An 18,964-nucleotide genomic window follows, 5' to 3' on the forward strand; every position below is an offset into this window, starting at 1 on the left:
CGGCAACCTACCCCAGCCCTGCGGGGTGACCGGTGACTCGTCCCCGACCCCTCGTGCCCCGGGGCGACCCCGCCGACAGCGTGCGGGTCGTCGGGGAGTTCGGCGTCATCGCCCGGGTGCTCGCCCGGGCCGGCAGCGCGCGGCTCTCCGACGTCGGGCCCGGGGACGACGCCGCCGTGCTGCGCGTGCCCGACGGCCGGGTGGTGGCGACCACCGACGTGCTCGTGGAGGGCCGGCACTTCCGCCGCGACTGGTCGTCGGCGGAGGACGTCGGCCACAAGGCGGCGGCGGCCAACCTCGCCGACGTCGCCGCGATGGGCGGCGTGGCCACCGCGCTGCTGGTCGGGCTCGCCTGCCCGCCGGACACCTCCACCGCCTGGCTGGAGGGGGTCGCCGCAGGCCTGGCGGCGGAGTGCGCTCCGCTGGGCGCCGCGGTCATCGGCGGGGACACCGTGTCCGCCGCGCCCGACAGCGGCGCCGTCGTCCTGTCGGTGACGGCGCTGGGCGACCTCGCCGGGCGGGCGCCCGTGCTGCGCTCCGGCGCGCGCCCGGGAGACGTCGTCGCGCTCGCCGGCCGGCTGGGCTGGTCGGCCTGCGGGCTGGCGGTGCTGCGCCGCGGCTTCAGCAGCCCGGCCGCGGCGGTGGCGGCCCACCGCCGCCCGGCACCGCCCTACGCGGCCGGGCCCGCCGCGGCCGACGCGGGAGCGACGGCGATGTGCGACGTCAGCGACGGCCTGCTCGCCGACGCCGGGCACATCGCCGCGGACAGCAGCGTGCTCGTCGACCTCGACCGCGCCGCGCTGGTGCGGGCCACGCTGGAGTCGCCGGGGCCGATGCAGCAGGTCGCCGCGGCCCTGGGCGCGGACCCGCTGGCCTGGGTGCTCACCGGCGGCGAGGACCACGCGCTGCTCGCCACGTTCCCGGCCGGCGCCGCCCTGCCGGCGGGCTGGGCGGCGATCGGGGCGGTGCGCGCGGCCGGCGACAGCCCGGGCGTGCTGGTCGGCGGCGAGCCGGCGGACGCGGTCGCCGCGGCCGTCGGAGCGGAGGGGACCGGGCATGTCCACTTCCGCTGAGCACCGGCTGCCCGACGGGCGGACCGTCGTCCTGCGGGCGGTGCCCTACGACGACCCCGTGGCGCGGGCGCTGGTCGCCCGCGTGCAGCAGGAGTACGTGGCGCGCTACGGCGGCCCCGACGAGGCCGTCGTCGACCCGGCCGAGTTCGCCGCACCCGCCGGCCTGTTCCTGGTCGCCGAGGCCGGCGGGACACCGGCCGGGTGCGGGGCGTGGCGGGTGCACGAGCCCGGAGTCGTGGAGGTCAAGCGGGTCTACGTCGAGCCGGCCGCCCGCCGCATGGGCCTCGCGCAGCTGATCATGGCCGCGCTCGAGGGCAGCGCGGCTGCGGCGGGACACCGGGCGGTCGTGCTGAACACCGGCAGCCGGCAGCCCGAGGCACTGGCCCTCTACGCCGCGCTGGGCTACACACCGGTGCCCGGGTACGGCGTGTACGCCGAGGCGCCCGGGGCGGTCTTCCTGGGGAAGGACCTCCTGCCGGCGGCAGGGAGCGAGGAGCGGGCATGGGCATCGTGACGATCTCGGCGTCGTACGGCGCCGGGGGAGCGGACGTGGGCCCCGCGGTCGCCGAGCGGCTGGGGCTGGACTTCCACGACCGCGCCATCCCCGCGCAGGTGGCCGGCCGGCTGGGCGTCCCGGTGGCCGAGGCCGAGGCCAACGACGAGCGGGTGGCCCGCGGGCTGTGGCGGATCGTCGCCTCGCTGGGCACGATGCCCGACCCGGTCGGCGGCGTCGTGCCGATGACCCCGCAGCCCGACGAGCGGGCGTTCCGCCAGCAGACGGAGCGCATCGTCCGCGAGATCGCCGACGGGCCGGGAGGGGTCGTGCTCGGGCGGGCGGCCGCGCTCGTGGTGGGGGACCGCCCGGACGCGTTGCACGTCCGCCTCGACGGTTCGCGGGAACGCCGGCTCGAGGCGGCGGTGGCGCGCACCGGCCGCTCGCGGGAGGAGGTCAGGCGCGACCTGGAGGCCAACGACGCCGCCCGGGAGGGCTACGTGCGGCACTTCTACCGGTGCGAACCCGCCGCGTCCCGCCTCTACCACCTGGTGGTGGACAGCACCGCGTTCGGGCTGGACACCGTGGTCGACCTCGTCGTCGACGCGGCCCGGGCGCGCGGCATCGGGCGCTAGGTCCGCGCCGCTCCCGCGGTGTCCCGCCTGCTCCTGCGGTGCTGCACGACCGCAGGAGCAGGGAGGAGGCCGCAGGAGTGCGGCGGAGCCCCTGTCAGGCGCGGACGACCTTGCCGGCGCGGATGCACGAGGTGCAGGCGTTGATCCGGCGACGGTTGCCGGGGGCGACCAGCGCCCGCACGGACTGGATGTTCGGGTTCCAACGGCGCGGCGTGCGGCGGTGCGAGTGCGACACCGACATACCGAAACCGGGCCCCTTGCCACAGACATCGCACACGGCAGCCACGGTGGATCACTCCCAGAGAATCGTTCACAAGGCGGTGCGCAGACACGACCGCATACAGACCGTCCGACAGTCTAACCGCTCCCGGCGGACGGCGTCGCAGCGGCCGCGGATCGGCGGCGACAGGACCGTCCCCGCCCGTCGTTGCCCCGGTCGTGTCGCCGCGGCTGGGTACCCTCCGCCCGTGCTGCCGGCGCTGGACGACGCCGCGGTCGGTCGATGGTGCCGCGCCGCGGTCTCGGCCCTGTCCGGGTCCCGCAGCCGGCTCGACGACCTGAACGTCTTCCCGGTACCCGACGGCGACACCGGCACGAACCTGCTGCACACCGCCGAGGCGGCGCTGGCGGCGCTGGAGGCGGCCAGGGGGAGCGCCGAGCCGGCGTGGCAGGTCATCGCCCGCGGTGCGGTGCTCGGCGCGCGCGGCAACTCCGGCACGATCCTCGCCCAGCTGCTGCGCGGCCTGGCCGACCAGCTGGCCGACGCCCCGCCCGCCGACGGCGCGTCCTTCGCGGCCGCGCTGCAGAAGGCCGCGGACACCGCGTACGCCGCGGTCGCCGACCCCGAGGAGGGGACCTTCCTCACCGTGGCCCGCGCCGGCGGGGAGGCCGCGATGGCCGCGGTCGCGGCCGACCGCATCGAGCTCGCCGACGTGGTGCGGGCCGCGGCCGACGGCGCCCGGGAGGCCCTCGAGGCCACGCCCGGGCAGTTGGCGGTGCTCCGGGACGCCGGTGTGGTCGACGCCGGGGGCGCCGGCCTGTGCCTGCTCCTGGACGCGCTGGTCACCACGGTGACCGGGATCGAGCCGGCCCGTCCGCCGCTGACCCGCCGTCCCGCCCGGCCGCACGAGCACGCGCACGACCTGCCGCACCAGCCGCCCGCCGGGCCGGGCAGCGAGGTGCAGTACCTGCTGGCCGGCAGCGACGACGCGGCCGTGGCCCGCCTGCACGACCGGCTCGCCGCGCTGGGCGACAGCCTGGTCGTCGTCGGTGTGGACACGCCCGCCGGCCGGGAGTGGAACGTGCACGTGCACACCTCCGACGTCGGGGCCGCCATCGAGGCGGGCATCGAGGCGGGGCGGCCGTACCGGATCTCGGTCAGCCCGCTGGCCCCCGTCCGGCCGCCGGCGCCGGTCGCCGGGGAGCGGGCCGTCGTGGCGATCGTCCCCGGCGACGGGCTCGCGGAGCTGTTCGCCGGGGAGGGTGCGCGCGTGGTGACCGCCGGTCCGGACGGCGTCACCGAGGACGACGTCCTGGCCGAGATCATCGGGTCGGGCGCCGCGGACGTCGTCGTCCTCCCCAACGACCCCGACCTGACGGCGACCGCGGCGCGCGCCGCCGAGCGGGCCCGGGAGGAGGAGCGCGACGTCGCCGTCGTCCCCACCCGGTCGCCGGTGCAGGGGCTGGCCGCGCTCGCCGTCGCCGATCCCACCCGCCGGTTCCACGACGACGTCATCACGATGGCCGAGGCCGCCGCGGCCACCCGCTGGGCCGAGGTGACCCGGGCGGCCCAGGAGGCGCTGACCAGCGCCGGGCGCTGCCAGCCCGGCGACGTCCTGGGCTCGGCCGAGGGGGACGTCGTGGTCATCGGCGGCGACCCCGCGGCGGTCTCCTGCGACCTGCTCGACCGGATGCTGTCGGCCGGTGGTGAGCTGGTCACGCTGGTCGTCGGCCCCGACACCGTCCTCGGTGACGCGGTCTGCGCGCACCTGTCGTCGGTGCACCCGACCGTCGAGGTCACCCGCTACGACGACGGCCCGCGCGACATCCCGCTCCAGGTGGGGGTCGAGTGATGGCGGTCGACATGTCGACCCGGCTGGACCGCGTCCTCGGCGCGAAGACGGCCAAGGTCATGGCCGAGCAGCTCGCCCTGCACACCGTGCGCGACCTGCTGCGGCACTACCCCCGCAAGTACGCCCGCCGCGGCGAGATGACCAAGCTCGAGGACCTCCAGGTCGGCGACCGGGTCACCGTGCTCGCCCAGGTGCGCAAGGTGTCGACGCGGAAGATGCGCAACCGGCCCGGCTCGCTCACCGAGGTCACGGTCGGCGACGGCGCCAACTCCATGCAGCTGGTGTTCTTCAACCGCAAGCACGCCGGCCTGCGCGAGGGCGCCTGGGGGCTGTTCGCCGGCACCGTCGGCGAGTACCGGAAGTCCAAGCAGTTCGCGCACCCCGACTGCCACCTGATGACCGGGGACGACGACGAGGACTGGGCCCGCGCCCTCATCCCGCTCTACCCGGCGACCAGGGACGTCTCCAGCTGGGTCATCCAGCGCTCGGTCAAGCTGCTGCTCAACCACTCGGGCAACCTCGCCGACCTGGTCGACGACCCCCTGCCCGAGGAGATCCGCGCCCGGCACGGCCTGCTGAGCCTGCCCGCGGCGCTGCTCGACATCCACCGCCCCACCACGATGGACGACGTCGAGCGCGCCTCCCACCGGCTCAAGTGGGACGAGGCGATCACCCTCCAGCTCACCCTCGCCGGCCGCCGGAAGGCCGCCGCCCTGGAGCCCGGCATCGCGCGGCCCCGGCGGCCCGGCGGGCTGCTCGACGCGGTCGACGCCGCGCTGCCCTTCGCGCTCACCGAGGGCCAGCGCGAGGTGGGGGAGGAGCTGGCCGCCGAGCTGGCCCGCGAGCAGCCGATGCACCGGCTGCTGCAGGGCGAGGTCGGCTCGGGCAAGACCGTCGTCGCGCTGCGCGCCATGGCCCAGGTCGTCGACGCCGGCGGCCAGGCCGCGCTGCTCGCGCCCACGGAGGTGCTCGCCGCGCAGCACGCCCGGGGCATCCGCGCGCTGCTGGGCCCGCTCGGCCGGGCCGGCGAGCTCGACGGCGACCCGGCCGGCACCCGGGTCACCCTGCTCACCGGCTCGCTCAAGGCCGCCGCCCGCCGCGCGGCCCTCGCCGAGGTCGCCGAGGGGCACGCCGGCATCGTCGTCGGCACCCACGCGCTGCTGCAGGAGACCGTGGAGTTCGCCGACCTCGGCCTGGTCGTCGTCGACGAGCAGCACCGCTTCGGCGTCGAGCAGCGCGACGCGCTGCGGGCCAAGGGCAACCGGCCGCCGCACGTGCTGGTCATGACCGCCACCCCGATCCCGCGCACCGTGGCGATGACCGTCTACGGCGACCTGGAGACCTCCACCCTGCGCCAGCTGCCCAGCGGCCGCGGGGGAGTGGCCAGCTCGGTGGTCCCGGTGCGGGAGAAGCCGAACTGGCTGGACCGGGCGTGGGAGCGGCTGCGCGAGGAGGTCGCCGCCGGGCGGCAGGCATACGTCGTGTGCCCACGCATCGGCGAGGACGCCGGCGCCGAGGAGGAGCCCGACGACGCCGACGGCGCCCCCGCGGCCGAGTCGGAGGACCGCCGCCCGCCGCTGGCCGTGCTCGACGTCGCCGAGGCGCTGCGGGAGGGGCCGCTGGCCGGACTCCGCCTGGAGGTCCTGCACGGCCGGATGACGCCGGAGGACAAGGAGGCCCGGATGCGGGGCTTCGCCGCCGGCGAGGTCGACGTCCTCGTCGCCACCACGGTCGTCGAGGTGGGCGTCGACGTGCCCAACGCCACGGTGATGGTCGTCATGGACGCCGACCGCTTCGGCGTCAGCCAGCTGCACCAGCTCCGCGGCCGGGTCGCCCGCGGCAAGCACCAGGGGCTGTGCCTGCTGGTGAGCGAGGCGGCCACGAGCTCGGCCACCGGGCAGCGGCTGGCCGCGGTCGCCGCCACCTCCGACGGCTTCGAGCTGGCCCGCCTGGACCTCGAGACCCGCCGCGAGGGCGACGTGCTCGGCGCCGCCCAGTCCGGCCGCCGCTCCGGCGTCCGGATGCTCTCGCTGCTCGAGGACGAGGAGCTCATCGCCGAGGCCCGGACCGAGGCCACCGACCTCCTGGCCGGCGACCGCGGCCTGGCCGACTTCCCCGGGCTGGCGATGGAGGTCGCCGCGCTGGCCACCGACGAGCGCGCCGAGTACCTCGAGAAGGCATGACGCGACTCATCTCCGGAGTCGCCGGCGGACGGCGGATCGCGGTCCCGTCCTCCGGCGTCCGGCCGACCGGCGACCGCGCCCGCGAGGGCCTGTTCAACAGCCTCGGCACGCTGCTGGACCTCGAGGGCGCCACCGTCCTCGACCTCTACGCCGGCTCCGGCGCGCTCGGCCTGGAGGCGCTCAGCCGCGGTGCCCAGACCGTCGTCTTCGTCGAGTCCGGCCCGCGCGTGCTGCCGGTGCTCAAGGCCAACCTCGCGGCCGTCGGGCTCCCCGGCGGGCGGGTGGTGGCCGGGTCGGTCCCGACCGTCGTCGCCGGACGGCCCCCGGCCCGGTTCGACCTGGTGCTGGCCGACCCGCCGTACGCCACGCCGGTCGCCGAGGTCCTCGGCGTCCTCGATTCGCTGGCCACGGGCGGCTGGCTGGCCGAGGAGGCCGTGGTCGTCGTCGAGCGCTCCAGCCGCGAGGAGCCCTGGGAGTGGCCGACACCCCTGCGTGGACTGCGCGATCGCCGCTACGGCGAGGCCGTGCTCCGGTACGGTCGCTCTCCGTGAGGCGCGCGGTCTGCCCCGGTTCGTTCGACCCGGTCACGAACGGGCACGTCGACGTCATCAACCGGGCGGCGGCCCTGTACGACGAGCTCGTCGTGGCGGTGCTGGTCAACCCCGGCAAGGCCGGGCTGTTCACCGTCGAGGAGCGCATGGAGCTGCTCCGCGACGCGGTCGCCGGCCTGCCCAACGTCACGATCGACAGCTTCCAGGGGCTGCTCGTCGACTACTGCCGGGCCCGCGGCATCCCGGTGATCGTCAAGGGACTGCGCGCGGTCAGCGACTTCGAGTACGAGCTGCAGATGGCGCAGATGAACCGAGAGCTGGCGGGCATCGAGACGCTGTTCGTGCCCACCGCCCCGCAGGTCGGGCACCTCTCTTCGAGCCTGGTCAAGCAGATCGCCACCTTCGGCGGGGACGTGTCCAGCCTCGTGCCCAAGGCCGTCCACGACCGGCTGGTCGCGCACCGGGAGCAGGGGTCATGACAGAGGTGGTCTACCGGCTCTACGAGACCGTCGACGAGCTGAGCACGGTCATCGAGAACGCCCGCAACGTGCCGATGTCCGGCGGCTCCTGCATGGTGCCCCGCGACGTCCTCCTGGACCTGCTCGACGACCTGCGGGAGAACCTCCCCGAGGACGTGCACAAGGCCGGGGCGATCGTCGAGCAGCGCACCGAGATCCTCCAGCAGGCGCAGGCCGAGGCCGAGCGGCTGACCGGTCGCACCCGCAGCGAGAGCGAGCAGGTGGTCGGGGCGGCGCGGCGGCAGCGCGAGGAGATCCTCGGCACCGCCCGCCGACAGCGCGACGACCTGCTCGCCCGGGCACAGGCCGAGGCCGAGGAGCTGCTCGCGCAGGCCGAGGAGGAGGCCGAGCGCATCCTCGAGGAGGCCCGCCAGCACCGTGAGGCGCTGATCGCCGACGGCCACGCCCAGCACGCCGAGATCCTCGCCGCCGCCCAGGCCGAGCACGAGCGGATGATCAGCGAGACCGAGGTCTACCAGGGCGCGGTCACCCGGGCCGACGAGCTCGGCGCCCAGACGATCGCCGACGTCAACCGGATGCGCGCCGAGGTCGACGAGTACGTCGACAGCCGGCTGGCCGACTTCGGGACCACGCTGGAGCGGATGCTGCGGTCGGTGGAGAAGGCCCGCTCCACGCTCCGCGAGTAGGAGGACCCCCTGCGGGGTGGCGTTGCCCACCCGGTCGGCCCGGACGGCGCGGTCCGGGCATCGGGTAGTCTGGTCATCCGGTCCGACCGCGGGCGTCCCGCACCTCGGCCGGCCCTCCCCAGCTGCCTACCGCGAGTACCGACATGCCTTCCGCACCTCAGCCCCGCAGAGGCGCCGCGGCCCCCGAGGCCCGGCGTCCCGCCGCCGACCCCTGGCGGGTCGACCTGCGGGAGCTCGGCCGCCGGGCCGGTTCGATGCTGGAGCTGCAGCGGACTCTCCCGGCGCCGGGCGACTGGCGGGTGGAGCTGATCGGCGTCCCCGCGGGCGCCGACGTCCGGCTGCGGCTGCGGCTGGAGTCGGTCATGGAGGGCGTGCTCGTCTCCGGTGAGGTCGAGGTGCCCGTCGCCGGCTCGTGCGCGCGGTGCCTGGAGCCGATCGAGGACACCCTCGAGCTCGACGTCCAGGAGCTGTTCGCCTACGCGGGCAGCACCACCGAGGCCACCAGCGAGGAGGACGAGGTCCGCACCGTCGAGGCCGACCACATCGACCTCGAGCCGATGGTCCGTGACCTCGTCGTCCTGAGCCTGCCGCTGGCCCCCACCTGCGACGAGGACTGCGCCGGGCTGTGCGCAGACTGCGGGCAGCGGCTCGACGACCTGCCGGCCGACCACACCCACGAGGTGCTCGACCCGCGCTGGGCCGGTCTGGCGGAGCGCTTCGGCGCCCCGCCGGCCGACCGTTTCGCTTCCGAACCGGGTACCCCCGGTACGGACAACCCAGAGGAGAACTGACCGTGGCCGTCCCGAAGCGGAAGATGTCCCGCGCCAACACCCGCTCCCGGCGCTCGCAGTGGAAGGCGACCGCGCCCACCCTCTCGCCGTGCCCGAACCGCGCCTGCGGCGAGCTCAAGCCCCCGCACCAGGCGTGCCCGAGCTGCGGTCAGTACGACGGCCGCCAGGTCCTCTCCGTCTGATCCGGCAGGGGCAGACCGTCGTGGGGACGTCGCCGGCCAGCACCCAGCCCGCTCCGGGCGGGCCGCCCCGGCGTTCCCCGGCGGGGGAGGCACACGCCATCCGCGCGGCCGCCTGGCTCTCCGACGCCCTCGGCGTGGAGCTGCCCGGCGGCCTGCTGGCGTTGGCGCTGACCCACCGGTCCTACGCCTACGAGAACGGCGGGCTGCCCACCAACGAGCGCCTGGAGTTCCTCGGCGACTCGGTGCTCGGCCTGGTGGTCACCGACGAGCTGTACCGCCGCCACCCCGAGCTGCCGGAGGGCCGGCTGGCCAAGCTGCGGGCCTCCGTGGTCAACATGACCTCGCTGGCCGGGGTGGCCCGCCGTCTCGGCGCCGGCGGGCTGGGCCCGCACCTGCTGCTCGGCCGCGGTGAGGAGACCACCGGCGGGCGGGAGAAGGACTCGATCCTCGCCGACGCACTGGAGGCGCTGATCGGCGCGGTGCACGTCGGGCTGGGCCTGGACGCCGCCGGCGGCGTCGTCCACCGGCTGTTCGACCCGCTGCTGGACCAGGCCGCCACCCGCGGCGCCGGTCTGGACTGGAAGACCAGCCTGCAGGAGCTCGGCGCCGCGCTGGGGCTGGGCGCACCGACCTACCTGGTCGAGGACGACGGTCCCGACCACGCCAAGACCTTCACCGCCGCGGTCGTCCTGGCCGACACCGTCCGTGGCCGCGGCACCGGGCGGACCAAGAAGGCCGCCGAGCAGGAGGCCGCCGAGGCCGCCTGGCAGGCGCTGACGGAGACCGCGGAACCCGCCGCCGTCCGGAGCTGACCGGCCGTGCCCGAGTTGCCCGAGGTCGAGGTGGTCCGGCGCGGACTCGAGCGCTGGGTCGCCGGTCGCACCGTCGCCGCCGTCGAGGTGCACCACCCGCGCGCCGTGCGCCGGCACCTCGAGGGCACCGACCACTTCGTGCAGACCCTGACCGGGCGCACGCTCACCGAGGCCCGCCGGCGGGGCAAGTACCTGTGGCTGCCGCTCGCCGAACCGGACGGCACGGCGTCGGGCCGGGCGCTCGTGGCGCACCTGGGGATGAGCGGCCAGCTGCTGGTGGAGAAGCCGTCGGCGCCGGACGAGACGCACCTGCGCGCCCGGTTCACCTTCACCGACGGCGGCCGGGAGCTGCGCTTCGTCGACCAGCGCACCTTCGGGGGCCTGGCCGTGGAGGACGGCGACCCGGTCGGGGGTGGAGACCCTGGCGGGCTGCCGCCGCGCCTGGCGCACATCGCGATCGACCCGCTCGACGACTCCTTCGACGCCGACGCGTTCAGTGCCGCCCTGCGCCGGCGGCACACCGAGGTCAAGCGGGCGCTGCTCGACCAGACGCTCATCGGCGGCGTCGGCAACATCTACGCCGACGAGGCGCTGTGGCGGGCCCGGCTGCACGGCAACCGGCCGACCGACCGGCTGTCCCGCGGGCAGGTCAGCGACCTGCTCGACGGCGTCCGCGACGTGCTGGGGGAGGCCCTCGCGCAGGGCGGCACCTCCTTCGACTCGCTCTACGTCGACGTCAACGGGCAGAGCGGCTACTTCTCCCGGTTTCTCGCCGTGTACGGCCAGGCCGACCGGCCCTGCCCCCGCTGCGGGACGGCGATCGTGCGCGAGTCGTTCATGAACCGGTCCAGCTACAGCTGCCCGCGCTGCCAGCCGCGCCCGAGAGCCCGCCGCTCGTGAGCCGCCGGGTGGTCGCGCTGGTGTCGGGCGCCGTCCAGGGGGTCGGCTACCGCTGGTTCGTCCGTGGGCGCGCGGAGGCCGCCGGGCTCGCCGGCTCGGCGACCAACCTCCCCGACGGCCGGGTCGAGGTGGTGCTCGAGGGCCCGGACGCCGCCGTGGCCGCTGTCCTGGCCGCTCTGGGAGGCCCCGAGGCCCCGGGTGCCGTGCGGCGGGTCGACGTGCGGGACGAGGCGGGGCAGGGTGGGACCGGCTTCACGACGGCGTGACGAAGGTGACACACGCCCGACACGGGTGGTGTGCAGTGTGGCCGTTGACCTGCGTGTCGGGGCCTGTCACCCTGGGAACACACAGACCGCGCCGACCGTCGAACGGGGCGCAGGTCGTTCCCTCAACGCAGTCGAAAGGCCGTAGTAGCCATGGCCAAGGCCCTGTTCGGTCACGTCGTCCCCCCCGCGGAGCTCCGAGTAGTCGAGGAGAACGCCGTGCTGCGGGCCAGGGTGCGCCGGCTGGAGCAGGAACTGCAGGAGCTGCGCGCGCAGCGCGACGCGGCGATCGCCCACGAGTTGCTGAGCATGGCCGGCGAGAACGCCGAGCCGGCGCTCGCCTGAACGGCTCCGCCACAACGACACCACCCTTCCCGCCCGCTCCGCAGGTCGCGGGCGGCGGAGCCCTGCGGGGCTAGGGTCTTGATCTCGTGCACCTGTCGAGCCTGACGCTGAAGGGCTTCAAGTCCTTCGCGTCCGCGACGACCCTCCGCCTCGAGCCGGGCATCACCGCCGTCGTCGGGCCCAACGGCTCGGGCAAGTCCAACGTCGTCGACGCCATCGCCTGGGTCCTCGGCGAGCAGGGCGCGAAGAGCCTCCGCGGCGGCAAGATGGAGGACGTGATCTTCGCCGGCACCGCCGGCCGCCCCGCCCTCGGCCGGGCCGAGGTCACCCTCACCATCGACAACGCCGACGGCGCCCTGCCGATCGAGTACACCGAGGTCTCGATCACCCGGCGCATGTACCGCTCCGGGGAGAGCGAGTACGAGATCAACGGCGACAAGGTCCGGCTGCTCGACGTCCAGGAGCTGCTCAGCGACTCCGGCATCGGCCGCGAGATGCACGTCATCGTCGGCCAGGGGCAGCTCGACGCGGTCCTCTCCGGGCGGCCGGAGGACCGGCGGGCCTTCGTCGAGGAGGCCGCCGGCGTCCTCAAGCACCGCAAGCGCAAGGAGAAGGCGCTCCGCAAGCTCGACGCGATGCAGCTCAACCTCGACCGGCTGGGGGACCTGACCGTCGAGCTGCGCCGGCAGCTCAAGCCGCTGGGCCGCCAGGCGGAGGTGGCCCGCCGGGCTGCGGGCGTGCAGGCCGACCTGCGCGACGCCCGCCTGCGGCTGCTCGCCGACGACCTCGTCCGGCTGCGCGAGGCCCTGGACGAGGTCGCCGACGAGGCCGCCGCCCGCCGCCGGCGCGCCGTCGTCGAGGACCGGCTCGGCGAGGCCTCGCGGCGCGAGTCCGGGCTGGAGGCGGAGCTGGCCGCCAACGCGCCGCTGCTGGGCTCGGCGCAGGAGACCTGGTACCGGCTCTCCGCGCTGACCGAGCGCTTCCGCGGCATCGCGCAGCTGGCCGCCGAGCGGCACCGGCACCTGTCGGCCGCTCCGCCCGCTGCCGCCGCGGGCCGCGACCCCGACCAGCTCGAGGCCGAGGCCGAGCGGATCGCCGCCACCGAGGCCGAGCTCGCTGCCGGTCTGGCGGCCGAGCGCGGGCGGCTGGCCACCGCCGTCGCCGCCCGCACCGAGGTCGAGTCCGCCCTCGCCGACGCCGAGCGGGCGTGGGTCGCCGCGGCACGGGCCCTGGCCGACCGCCGGGAGGGGCTGGCCCGGCTCTCCGGGCAGGTCGCCGCCGCGCGCTCCCGGGTGGCGGCCGGCGAGGCCGAGATCGAGCGGCTGACGCTCGCCGCCGGCGAGGCCACCGACCGCGCCGACGGAGCCGCCGAGCGGCTGGCCGCGCGGCGGGACGAGGTGGCCGGCGCCGCCGACGCCGACGTCGCCCTGGTCACCGCGCACCAGGACGCCGTGGCCGCGCACGCCGAGGCGGCCCGGGACGTGACCGAGCTGACCGCCGCCGAGCGCGCCGCCGAGCGCGACCGGGCCTCCTGGCAGGCCCGCCGCGACGCCCTCGCCCTCGGCCTGACACCGGCCGACGGTGCCGCCGAGGTCCTCGCCGCGGGCCTCCCCGGCGTGCTCGGGCCGGTGACCGAGCAGCTCGGCGTCACGCCCGGGGCCGAGCTCGCGGTCACCGCCGCCCTCGGCGGGATGGCCGACGCCGTCGTCGTCTCCGGCGTGGCCGAGGCCGCCGCCGCGCTGGCCCGCCTGCGGGACGGCGGCGGCGGGCGGGCCGGGCTGCTGGTGACCGCCGGCCTGCCGGCCCTGCCGCGCGACGGGTGGCCCGAGCTGCCCGACGGTGCGCGGTGGGCCCTCGACCTGGTCACGGCTCCCGAGCAGCTGCGCTCCGCGCTGGCCCGGGCGCTGGACCGGGTCGCCGTCGTGCCCGACCTGGACGCCGCCGTCGCCCTGGTCGGCACGCACCCGCGCGTGCGGGCGGTCACCCGAGACGGTGACCTGGTCGGCGCGGACTGGGCGGTCGGCGGTTCCGCGGACGCACCGTCGGGTCTGGAGGTCCGCGCGCGGGTCGACGATGCCGACCGGGAGCTGGCCGCGGCCGTCGACCGTGCCGCCGAGCTGGCCGACCGGCTGGTCGCCGCCCGCGAGGTCGCCCGCGCCCGGTCGGCCGACGTGGAGGCCGCACTGGCCGCCCGGCAGGCCGCCGACCGCAGCCGGTCCGCCGTCGCCGCGCAGCTGGCCGAACTCGGCGCCGCTGCCCGGTCCGCCGCCGCCGAAGCCGAGCGGTCCGTCGCCGCGCGGGTGCGCGCCGAGCAGGCGCTGGAGCAGGCACACCTGGCGCTGGCCGGGCTCGAGGAGCGGCTGGCCGAGGCCGAGGCCGCGCCGGTCGCCGACGAGCCGGACCCCGCCGAGCGGGACCGGTTGCGGCTGGAGGCCGCGGCCGGCCGGCAGGCCGAGACCGAGGCGCGCCTGGCCGTCCGCACCGCCGAGGAGCGGGCGCGCGCGCTCGCCGGGCGGGCGGAGTCGCTGCGCCGCCAGGCGCGGCAGGAGCGCGCGGCGCGGGAACGGGCCGCCGCCGCTCGGCTGGCCCGTGAGCAGGGCGCGCAGGTCGCGGCCCGCGTGCGGGCGGAGGCCGAGGCGGCGCTCGCGGCGCTCGCCGGCTCGCTGTCCCGGGCGGCCGCCGAGCGCGACGAGCTGGCGCGGGTGCGCACCGGCCGGGAGGCCGAGCTGCTCGAGGTGCGGGCGGCCGTGCGTGCGGCGACCGCCGAGCTGGAGCGCCTGACCGACGAGGTGCACCGCGACGAGGTGGCCCGCGCCGAGCAGCGCTACCGGATCGAGAGCCTGGAGGGCCGCGCGGCCGAGGAGTACGGCGTCGACCTGCCGACCCTGCTCGCCGAGTACGGGCCCGGCGCGCCGGTGCCGCCCACCCCCGCCCAGGTGGCGGCCGCCCAGGACGCGGGGGAGCCCGAGCCCGAGCCGGTGCCCTACGACCGCGCCGCGCAGGAGCGCCGGGCCGCCCAGGCCGAACGCGACCTCGCCACCCTCGGCAAGGTCAACCCGCTGGCGCTCGAGGAGTTCGCCGCCCTGGAGGAGCGGCACGGGTTCCTCGCCACCCAGCTGGAGGACCTCAAGGCCACCCGCCGCGACCTGCTGACCGTCGTCCGCGAGGTCGACGAGCGGATCCACGACGTCTTCGCCTCCGCCTTCGCCGACGTGCAGCGGGAGTTCGAGCAGGTCTTCGCGACGCTGTTCCCCGGCGGCTCGGGCCGGCTCACCCTCACCGACCCGGAGGACCTGCTCACCACCGGCGTCGAGGTGGAGGCCCGCCCGCCCGGCAAGAAGGTCAAGCGGCTGTCGCTGCTGTCGGGCGGCGAGCGCTCGCTGACCGCCGTCGCGCTGCTCGTGGCGATCTTCCGCGCCCGGCCCTCGCCGTTCTACGTGCTCGACGAGGTCGAGGCGGCGCTCGACGACGTCAACCTCGGCCGGCTGCTCACCCTCGTCGAGCAGCTGCGGTCGACGTCGCAGCTCATCGTGATCACGCACCAGAAGCGCACGATGGAGATCGCCGACGCGCTGTACGGCGTCAGCATGCGCGGCGACGGGATCACCGGCGTCATCAGCCAGCGCCTCCGCGAGGCCGAACCCGCCTGAGACCCGAGGCATAGGAAGCTCTTCCCACGTCGTCGAGCCGAGGACGTGGGAAGAGCTTCCTATGCCTCGTCAGACGCCGGAGGTGACCTCGAGGTCGACGACGAGCGGCAGGTGGTCGGAGGCGCCGGCGCCGTCCAGCACGTGCGCGCGGGCCACGCCGATGCCGGGGGAGACCCACACCTGGTCGATCCGCCGGTGCGGCCGGCCCGCGGGGTGGGTCTCGCCGTGCTGGTGGTGCCAGAACCGCCAGCCCGCCTGGTCGTCCCGCTCGGGGGCGAGCTCCCACGCGTCGGTGAACCGCTCCCGCAGCACCGCGAGCTCGGGGCCGTCGGGGTCGGCGTTGAAGTCGCCGACGAGGACGCCGGTCGCCATCGGGTCGGTGTGCAGCCCGGCGATCATCTCCACCTGGGCCGACCGCTCGTCGACGGAGTGGGTGCTCAGGTGGGTCGTCATCACCCAGAGCGCACCCCCGTCCAGCTCGACCATCGTCCGCAGCGCGCTGCGCGGCTCACCGGACCCGGGCAGCGGGTGGACGTCGCTGACCAGGATCGGCAGCCGGGAGAGCAGCGCGTTGCCGTACTGACGCGGCTTGGCGGCGGCGGCGCTGGCCTCGTCGATCGCCGGTCCCCACGCCAGCTGCATGTCCAGGGCCCGCGACAGCAGCAGCGCCTGGTCGACGTCCTCGCTGCGGCCGCCGAAGTACCGGTCGACCTCCTGCAGGCAGATGACGTCGGCGTCGGCGGCGGCGAGCACCTTCGCCAGCCGGGGCAGGTCGTGCCGTCCGTCGCGGCCCACCCCGTGGTGGGTGTTGAACGTGATCAGCCGGACGGGGATCGGCGGCTGGCCTGGACCGGGGGCGGGTCGCGTCACCGCCTCAGCCTGTCACCTCCGCCGGGGCCGGCGCCGACAGCGGCAGGTCCAGGACTTCCTCCAGGGACTTCTCGGGTTCAGGACGCCGCTCGCTCACGAACAGCCGGAACCGGGCCTCGCGTCCGTCGAGCTCCAGCTCGCCGAGCTGGTTGCCGAAGTACGGGCCGGCGGCCTTCTCCCACGACAGCGCGGAGGGCCGGACCCGGGCCAGCCGGGCCATGCCGGTCATGAGCCGTCGCGCCCAGCCGCTCCAGCCGATCCGGAAACCGACCTTGATCGGGTGCGGTGCCTGGTTGTGCAGCGGGGAGACGGTCAGCTGGTGCACGCGGGTGGCCAGGCCGCCGGGGTGCACCAGCTCCGCCGCGTAGGCGTGGTGGACGTCGCCGGAGAGGACGAGTGCGGTCGCCGGCGGCCGGCCGTGCTCGCCGCGGCCCACGGCGACGAGCAGCCGGCCCAGCCGCTCGAAGGAGTCGCCGAACGCCGCCCAGTGCTCGAGGTCCGCGGCCTGCCGCAGCTTCTCCGACAGCCGGCCGACCGGTCCGCCCAGGTGCCGGCCGTTGAGCGTCTCGCTCCACCGCTCGATCTGGTGGATCGCGTGCGGCAGCAGCCACGGCAGCGACGTGCCCAGCACGACGTGCTCGACGCCCTCCTCGACCGCTCGGCGCACCGCGGCCTCGACCCAGGCGAACTCGGCGTCGTCCACCATCCGGCGGCCGTGCTCCTCGAGCACCCGGCCGGCCCGGCTGTCGATCATCACCATCCGGACCTCGCCCCAGTGCCGCACGTAGCTCCACCGGGTCGAGCGGGGATCCGCGTCGGCCGCCTGCGCCATCGCCCGCAGCACCGGCATCGCGTCGCCGGTCGACTCCCGGACCGCTGCCCACACCTCGCTCTCCGCCAGCTCCTGCGGGCTGAGGTTGCCCAGGTGCTGGTAGACCCAGTAGCTGACCAGGCCGCCGACGATCCGCTCGGCCCACCACTGCTGGCCGGTGACCTCCCGGCGCCAGGCGGCCGAGGTGTTCCAGTCGTCGATCATCTCGTGGTCGTCGAAGATCATCGACGACGGGATGGTCGACAGCAGCCAGCGCACCTGGGGATCGCTCCAGGACTCGGCGTAGAGCCGGGTGTACTCGTCGAAGTCGGCGACCTGCGTCTTCGGGTCGGCCGGCTGCGCGCGGCGCAGCGTGAGCCACTGCTTGGTCTGCCAGGTCAGCTCGTCGGCGTAGACCTGGTCGCCGAGCAGCACCAGCGCGTCCGGCCACTGGTCCTCGGGCTGGCCGGTCAGCCGGGCGGCATAGGTGTCCAGCGCGTCGGGTGGGATGCCCTCGCTGAGGTCGACCGTGCTGGGCGTGGCGTAGCGGCAGGAGCCGAAGGCGATCCGGAAGGGCCCGGGCCGGCCCGGCGTCCGGATCCGGCTGGGCGGGAACGGCGAGGCGGCGTCCGGCCACGCGCGCTCGCCGTCGAGGCGGACCTCGTAGGGCGTGGTGCTGCCCGGCTCCAGCCCCTCGACCAGCACCAGGGCGTAGTGGTGCGCGCCGACGGCGAACGTGCGCGCGCGGCGGCCGAGCACCTCGACCTCGCAGGGCCGGTCGACCTCCACCCAGATGGTGGCCGACACGGGGTCGACGTGCCGGAGCAGCGGACCGAGCAGGAGGACCGGGGACTCGCGGCGGGGCAGGGGCATGCCGACCAGCGTGGCCCACGCACCTGTGTTCCGCCCAGCCCCCGCTGTGCGGCTCCTGGGAGACTGACGGCCATGGAGTTCGTGCTGATCGCGGTCGCGATCCTCGTCGTCGCCCTGGTCCTCGGGATCAGCCTGCTGGTCGGTCGCGGCCGCCGCACCACCCGCCTGGACGACGACGCGGTCTCCGGCACGACGCTGACCCGGCCGCGCCCGCCGGCGCCGACTCCGACGGAGGAGCCGCGGCCCTCCGGGTCCACCGCCACCGGGCTCGGGCTGCCACCGGAGACGGTCGAGCCCGCCGCGCCGCCGACCGAGCTGCCCCCCGCCGAGCCGGAGCCCGGCCTGCTCTTCGAGACGCCGCCGCCGTCGGCGGGCCGGCTGGTGCGGCTGCGCTCGCGGCTGGCCCGCTCGCAGTCGTCGCTGGGCCGCGGCCTGCTGACGGTGCTGGCGCGGGAGAAGCTGACCGAGGACGACTGGGAGGAGATCGAGGAGACCCTCCTCGCCGCCGACGTCGGCGTCGCCGCGACCACCCAGATCGTCGACCGGCTGCGCACCCAGTCGATGGTGCTGGCCACCGCGTCCGGCGAGGACCTGCGCCGGCTGCTGGTCCGCGAGCTCACCGCCGTCCTCGGCCCGGACCTGGACCGCGGCCTCGGTGTCGAGCGCCGCGAGGGCCGGCCCGGCGTCGTCCTCGTGGTCGGCGTCAACGGCGCGGGCAAGACGACGACGGTCGGCAAGATCGCCCGGGTGCTGGTCGGTGACGGCCGGAGCGTCGTCCTCGGCGCGGCCGACACCTTCCGCGCGGCGGCCGCCGACCAGCTGGAGACGTGGGGGGAGCGGGTCGGCGTCCTCACCGTGCGCGGCCGCGAGGGGGCCGACCCGGCGTCGGTCGCCTTCGAGGCGGTGCGTACGGGAGTGGAGGCCGAGGTCGACACCGTGGTCGTCGACACCGCCGGCCGGCTGCACACCAAGGGCGGCCTCATGGACGAGCTCGGCAAGATCAAGCGGGTCGTGGAGAAGCAGTCCCCGGTCACCGAGGTGCTGTTGGTCCTCGACGCGACGACCGGCCAGAACGGCGTCGTCCAGGCCCGCGTCTTCACCGACGCCGTCGACGTCACCGGCGTCGTCCTCACCAAGCTCGACGGCACCGCCAAGGGCGGCATCGTCGTCTCCGTGCAGCGCGAGCTGGGCATCCCGGTGAAGCTCGTCGGGCTGGGGGAGGGGGCCGACGACCTCGCGCCCTTCGAGCCGGAGGCGTTCGCCGAGGCGCTCGTCGGCTGACAGCCGCGGGAGCA

General features: G+C 76.1%; 19 protein-coding genes. 16 read left to right on the forward strand and 3 right to left on the reverse strand.

Translation table 11 applies throughout. From position 1 onward, the window contains the following. Window positions 1–32 precede the first annotated feature (32 nt). Genes MY520_RS09040 through MY520_RS09050 form a run of 3 tightly spaced genes read left to right on the forward strand, consistent with a single transcriptional unit; the run spans window position 33 to window position 2,201 of the window. Window positions 33–1,073, forward strand: a complete 1,041-nt coding sequence (locus MY520_RS09040; RefSeq protein WP_436691753.1) for a thiamine-phosphate kinase — start codon at window positions 33–35, stop codon at window positions 1,071–1,073. Further along, window positions 1,057–1,587, forward strand: a complete 531-nt coding sequence (locus MY520_RS09045; protein WP_436691754.1) for a GNAT family N-acetyltransferase — start codon at window positions 1,057–1,059, stop codon at window positions 1,585–1,587. The genes MY520_RS09040 and MY520_RS09045 overlap by 17 nt, the downstream gene beginning before the upstream one ends. After that, window positions 1,575–2,201 carry an AAA family ATPase gene (locus tag MY520_RS09050; protein WP_436691755.1) on the forward strand — a complete coding sequence of 209 codons (627 nt, stop codon included), beginning with the start codon at window positions 1,575–1,577 and terminating at the stop codon, window positions 2,199–2,201. The genes MY520_RS09045 and MY520_RS09050 overlap by 13 nt, the downstream gene beginning before the upstream one ends. A 94-nt stretch (window positions 2,202–2,295) precedes the next feature. On the opposite strand, the gene rpmB is transcribed toward MY520_RS09050, so the two are convergent. Then, window positions 2,296–2,487, reverse strand: a complete 192-nt coding sequence (rpmB, locus tag MY520_RS09055; RefSeq protein WP_012950027.1) for a 50S ribosomal protein L28 — start codon at window positions 2,485–2,487, stop codon at window positions 2,296–2,298. Window positions 2,488–2,668: 181 nt separating this feature from the next. On the opposite strand from rpmB, the gene MY520_RS09060 reads away from it, so the two are divergent. The 12 genes from MY520_RS09060 to smc all read left to right on the forward strand — a co-directional run bounded on the left by MY520_RS09060 (window position 2,669) and on the right by smc (window position 15,115). Beyond that, a complete protein-coding gene (locus MY520_RS09060; protein WP_436691756.1) occupies window positions 2,669–4,273 on the forward strand; it encodes a DAK2 domain-containing protein in 1,605 nt (534 codons plus the stop codon). Then, window positions 4,273–6,456 carry an ATP-dependent DNA helicase RecG gene (recG, locus tag MY520_RS09065; RefSeq protein ID WP_436691757.1) on the forward strand — a complete coding sequence of 728 codons (2,184 nt, stop codon included), beginning with the start codon at window positions 4,273–4,275 and terminating at the stop codon, window positions 6,454–6,456. Before MY520_RS09060 ends, recG begins: the two co-directional genes overlap by 1 nt. After that, a complete protein-coding gene (rsmD, locus tag MY520_RS09070) occupies window positions 6,453–7,007 on the forward strand; it encodes a 16S rRNA (guanine(966)-N(2))-methyltransferase RsmD (RefSeq protein WP_436691758.1) in 555 nt (184 codons plus the stop codon). The genes recG and rsmD overlap by 4 nt, the downstream gene beginning before the upstream one ends. Next, entirely contained in the window at window positions 7,004–7,486 is a 483-nt protein-coding gene (gene coaD, locus MY520_RS09075) for a pantetheine-phosphate adenylyltransferase (RefSeq protein ID WP_436691759.1), read from the forward strand. Before rsmD ends, coaD begins: the two co-directional genes overlap by 4 nt. Further along, a complete protein-coding gene (locus tag MY520_RS09080; protein WP_436691760.1) occupies window positions 7,483–8,172 on the forward strand; it encodes a hypothetical protein in 690 nt (229 codons plus the stop codon). Before coaD ends, MY520_RS09080 begins: the two co-directional genes overlap by 4 nt. Before the next feature lie 143 nt (window positions 8,173–8,315). Beyond that, a complete protein-coding gene (locus MY520_RS09085; RefSeq protein ID WP_436691761.1) occupies window positions 8,316–8,963 on the forward strand; it encodes a YceD family protein in 648 nt (215 codons plus the stop codon). Between the two features lie 2 nt (window positions 8,964–8,965). Beyond that, complete coding sequence (gene rpmF / locus MY520_RS09090; protein WP_436691762.1) at window positions 8,966–9,145, forward strand: 50S ribosomal protein L32; 180 nt, start codon at window positions 8,966–8,968, stop codon at window positions 9,143–9,145. A 20-nt stretch (window positions 9,146–9,165) separates the two neighbouring features. Further along, on the forward strand, window positions 9,166–9,957 hold the full coding sequence (rnc, locus tag MY520_RS09095; protein ID WP_436691763.1) for a ribonuclease III: 792 nt from the start codon (window positions 9,166–9,168) through the stop codon (window positions 9,955–9,957). 6 nt (window positions 9,958–9,963) lie between these two features. Then, window positions 9,964–10,857, forward strand: a complete 894-nt coding sequence (gene mutM / locus MY520_RS09100; RefSeq protein ID WP_436691764.1) for a bifunctional DNA-formamidopyrimidine glycosylase/DNA-(apurinic or apyrimidinic site) lyase — start codon at window positions 9,964–9,966, stop codon at window positions 10,855–10,857. Next, window positions 10,854–11,123, forward strand: a complete 270-nt coding sequence (locus MY520_RS09105) for an acylphosphatase (protein ID WP_436691765.1) — start codon at window positions 10,854–10,856, stop codon at window positions 11,121–11,123. The genes mutM and MY520_RS09105 overlap by 4 nt, the downstream gene beginning before the upstream one ends. Before the next feature lie 150 nt (window positions 11,124–11,273). Beyond that, window positions 11,274–11,465: a hypothetical protein gene (locus tag MY520_RS09110; RefSeq protein ID WP_436691766.1), complete on the forward strand. Its 192-nt coding sequence runs from the start codon at window positions 11,274–11,276 to the stop codon at window positions 11,463–11,465. Between the two features lie 86 nt (window positions 11,466–11,551). Then, the gene (gene smc, locus MY520_RS09115; RefSeq protein WP_436691767.1) at window positions 11,552–15,115 is read left to right on the forward strand and encodes a chromosome segregation protein SMC; all 3,564 of its coding nucleotides are present in this window, start codon (window positions 11,552–11,554) and stop codon (window positions 15,113–15,115) included. A 69-nt stretch (window positions 15,116–15,184) separates the two neighbouring features. Here smc and MY520_RS09120 read toward each other — a convergent pair whose 3' ends face one another. Both MY520_RS09120 and MY520_RS09125 read right to left on the reverse strand, forming a co-directional pair. Then, entirely contained in the window at window positions 15,185–15,985 is an 801-nt protein-coding gene (locus MY520_RS09120) for an endonuclease/exonuclease/phosphatase family protein (RefSeq protein WP_436691768.1), read from the reverse strand. A 4-nt stretch (window positions 15,986–15,989) separates the two neighbouring features. Then, the gene (locus MY520_RS09125) at window positions 15,990–17,669 is read right to left on the reverse strand and encodes an alkaline phosphatase D family protein (protein ID WP_436691769.1); all 1,680 of its coding nucleotides are present in this window, start codon (window positions 17,667–17,669) and stop codon (window positions 15,990–15,992) included. Between the two features lie 72 nt (window positions 17,670–17,741). Here MY520_RS09125 and ftsY point away from each other — a divergent pair, with 72 nt between their 5' ends. Then, window positions 17,742–18,950 carry a signal recognition particle-docking protein FtsY gene (ftsY, locus tag MY520_RS09130; RefSeq protein ID WP_436691770.1) on the forward strand — a complete coding sequence of 403 codons (1,209 nt, stop codon included), beginning with the start codon at window positions 17,742–17,744 and terminating at the stop codon, window positions 18,948–18,950. The last annotated feature ends 14 nt before the right edge of the window (window positions 18,951–18,964 follow it).

Source organism: Geodermatophilus sp. CPCC 205506 (assembly GCF_051383635.1).
Classification (GTDB): Bacteria; Actinomycetota; Actinomycetes; order Mycobacteriales; family Geodermatophilaceae; genus Geodermatophilus.

What these genes read in the sequence shown, in the direction of transcription:
- MY520_RS09045 (WP_436691754.1), top strand. Translation starts at nt 1,057, where the DNA reads ATGTCCACTTCCGCTGAGCACCGGCTGCCCGACGGGCGGACCGTCGTC.
- MY520_RS09050 (WP_436691755.1), top strand. Translation starts at nt 1,575, where the DNA reads ATGGGCATCGTGACGATCTCGGCGTCGTACGGCGCCGGGGGAGCGGAC.
- recG (WP_436691757.1), top strand. Translation starts at nt 4,273, where the DNA reads ATGGCGGTCGACATGTCGACCCGGCTGGACCGCGTCCTCGGCGCGAAG.
- rsmD (WP_436691758.1), top strand. Translation starts at nt 6,453, where the DNA reads ATGACGCGACTCATCTCCGGAGTCGCCGGCGGACGGCGGATCGCGGTC.
- MY520_RS09080 (WP_436691760.1), top strand. Translation starts at nt 7,483, where the DNA reads ATGACAGAGGTGGTCTACCGGCTCTACGAGACCGTCGACGAGCTGAGC.
- MY520_RS09085 (WP_436691761.1), top strand. Translation starts at nt 8,316, where the DNA reads ATGCCTTCCGCACCTCAGCCCCGCAGAGGCGCCGCGGCCCCCGAGGCC.
- MY520_RS09110 (WP_436691766.1), top strand. Translation starts at nt 11,274, where the DNA reads ATGGCCAAGGCCCTGTTCGGTCACGTCGTCCCCCCCGCGGAGCTCCGA.
- MY520_RS09125 (WP_436691769.1), bottom strand. Translation starts at nt 17,669, where the DNA reads ATGCCCCTGCCCCGCCGCGAGTCCCCGGTCCTCCTGCTCGGTCCGCTG.
- ftsY (WP_436691770.1), top strand. Translation starts at nt 17,742, where the DNA reads ATGGAGTTCGTGCTGATCGCGGTCGCGATCCTCGTCGTCGCCCTGGTC.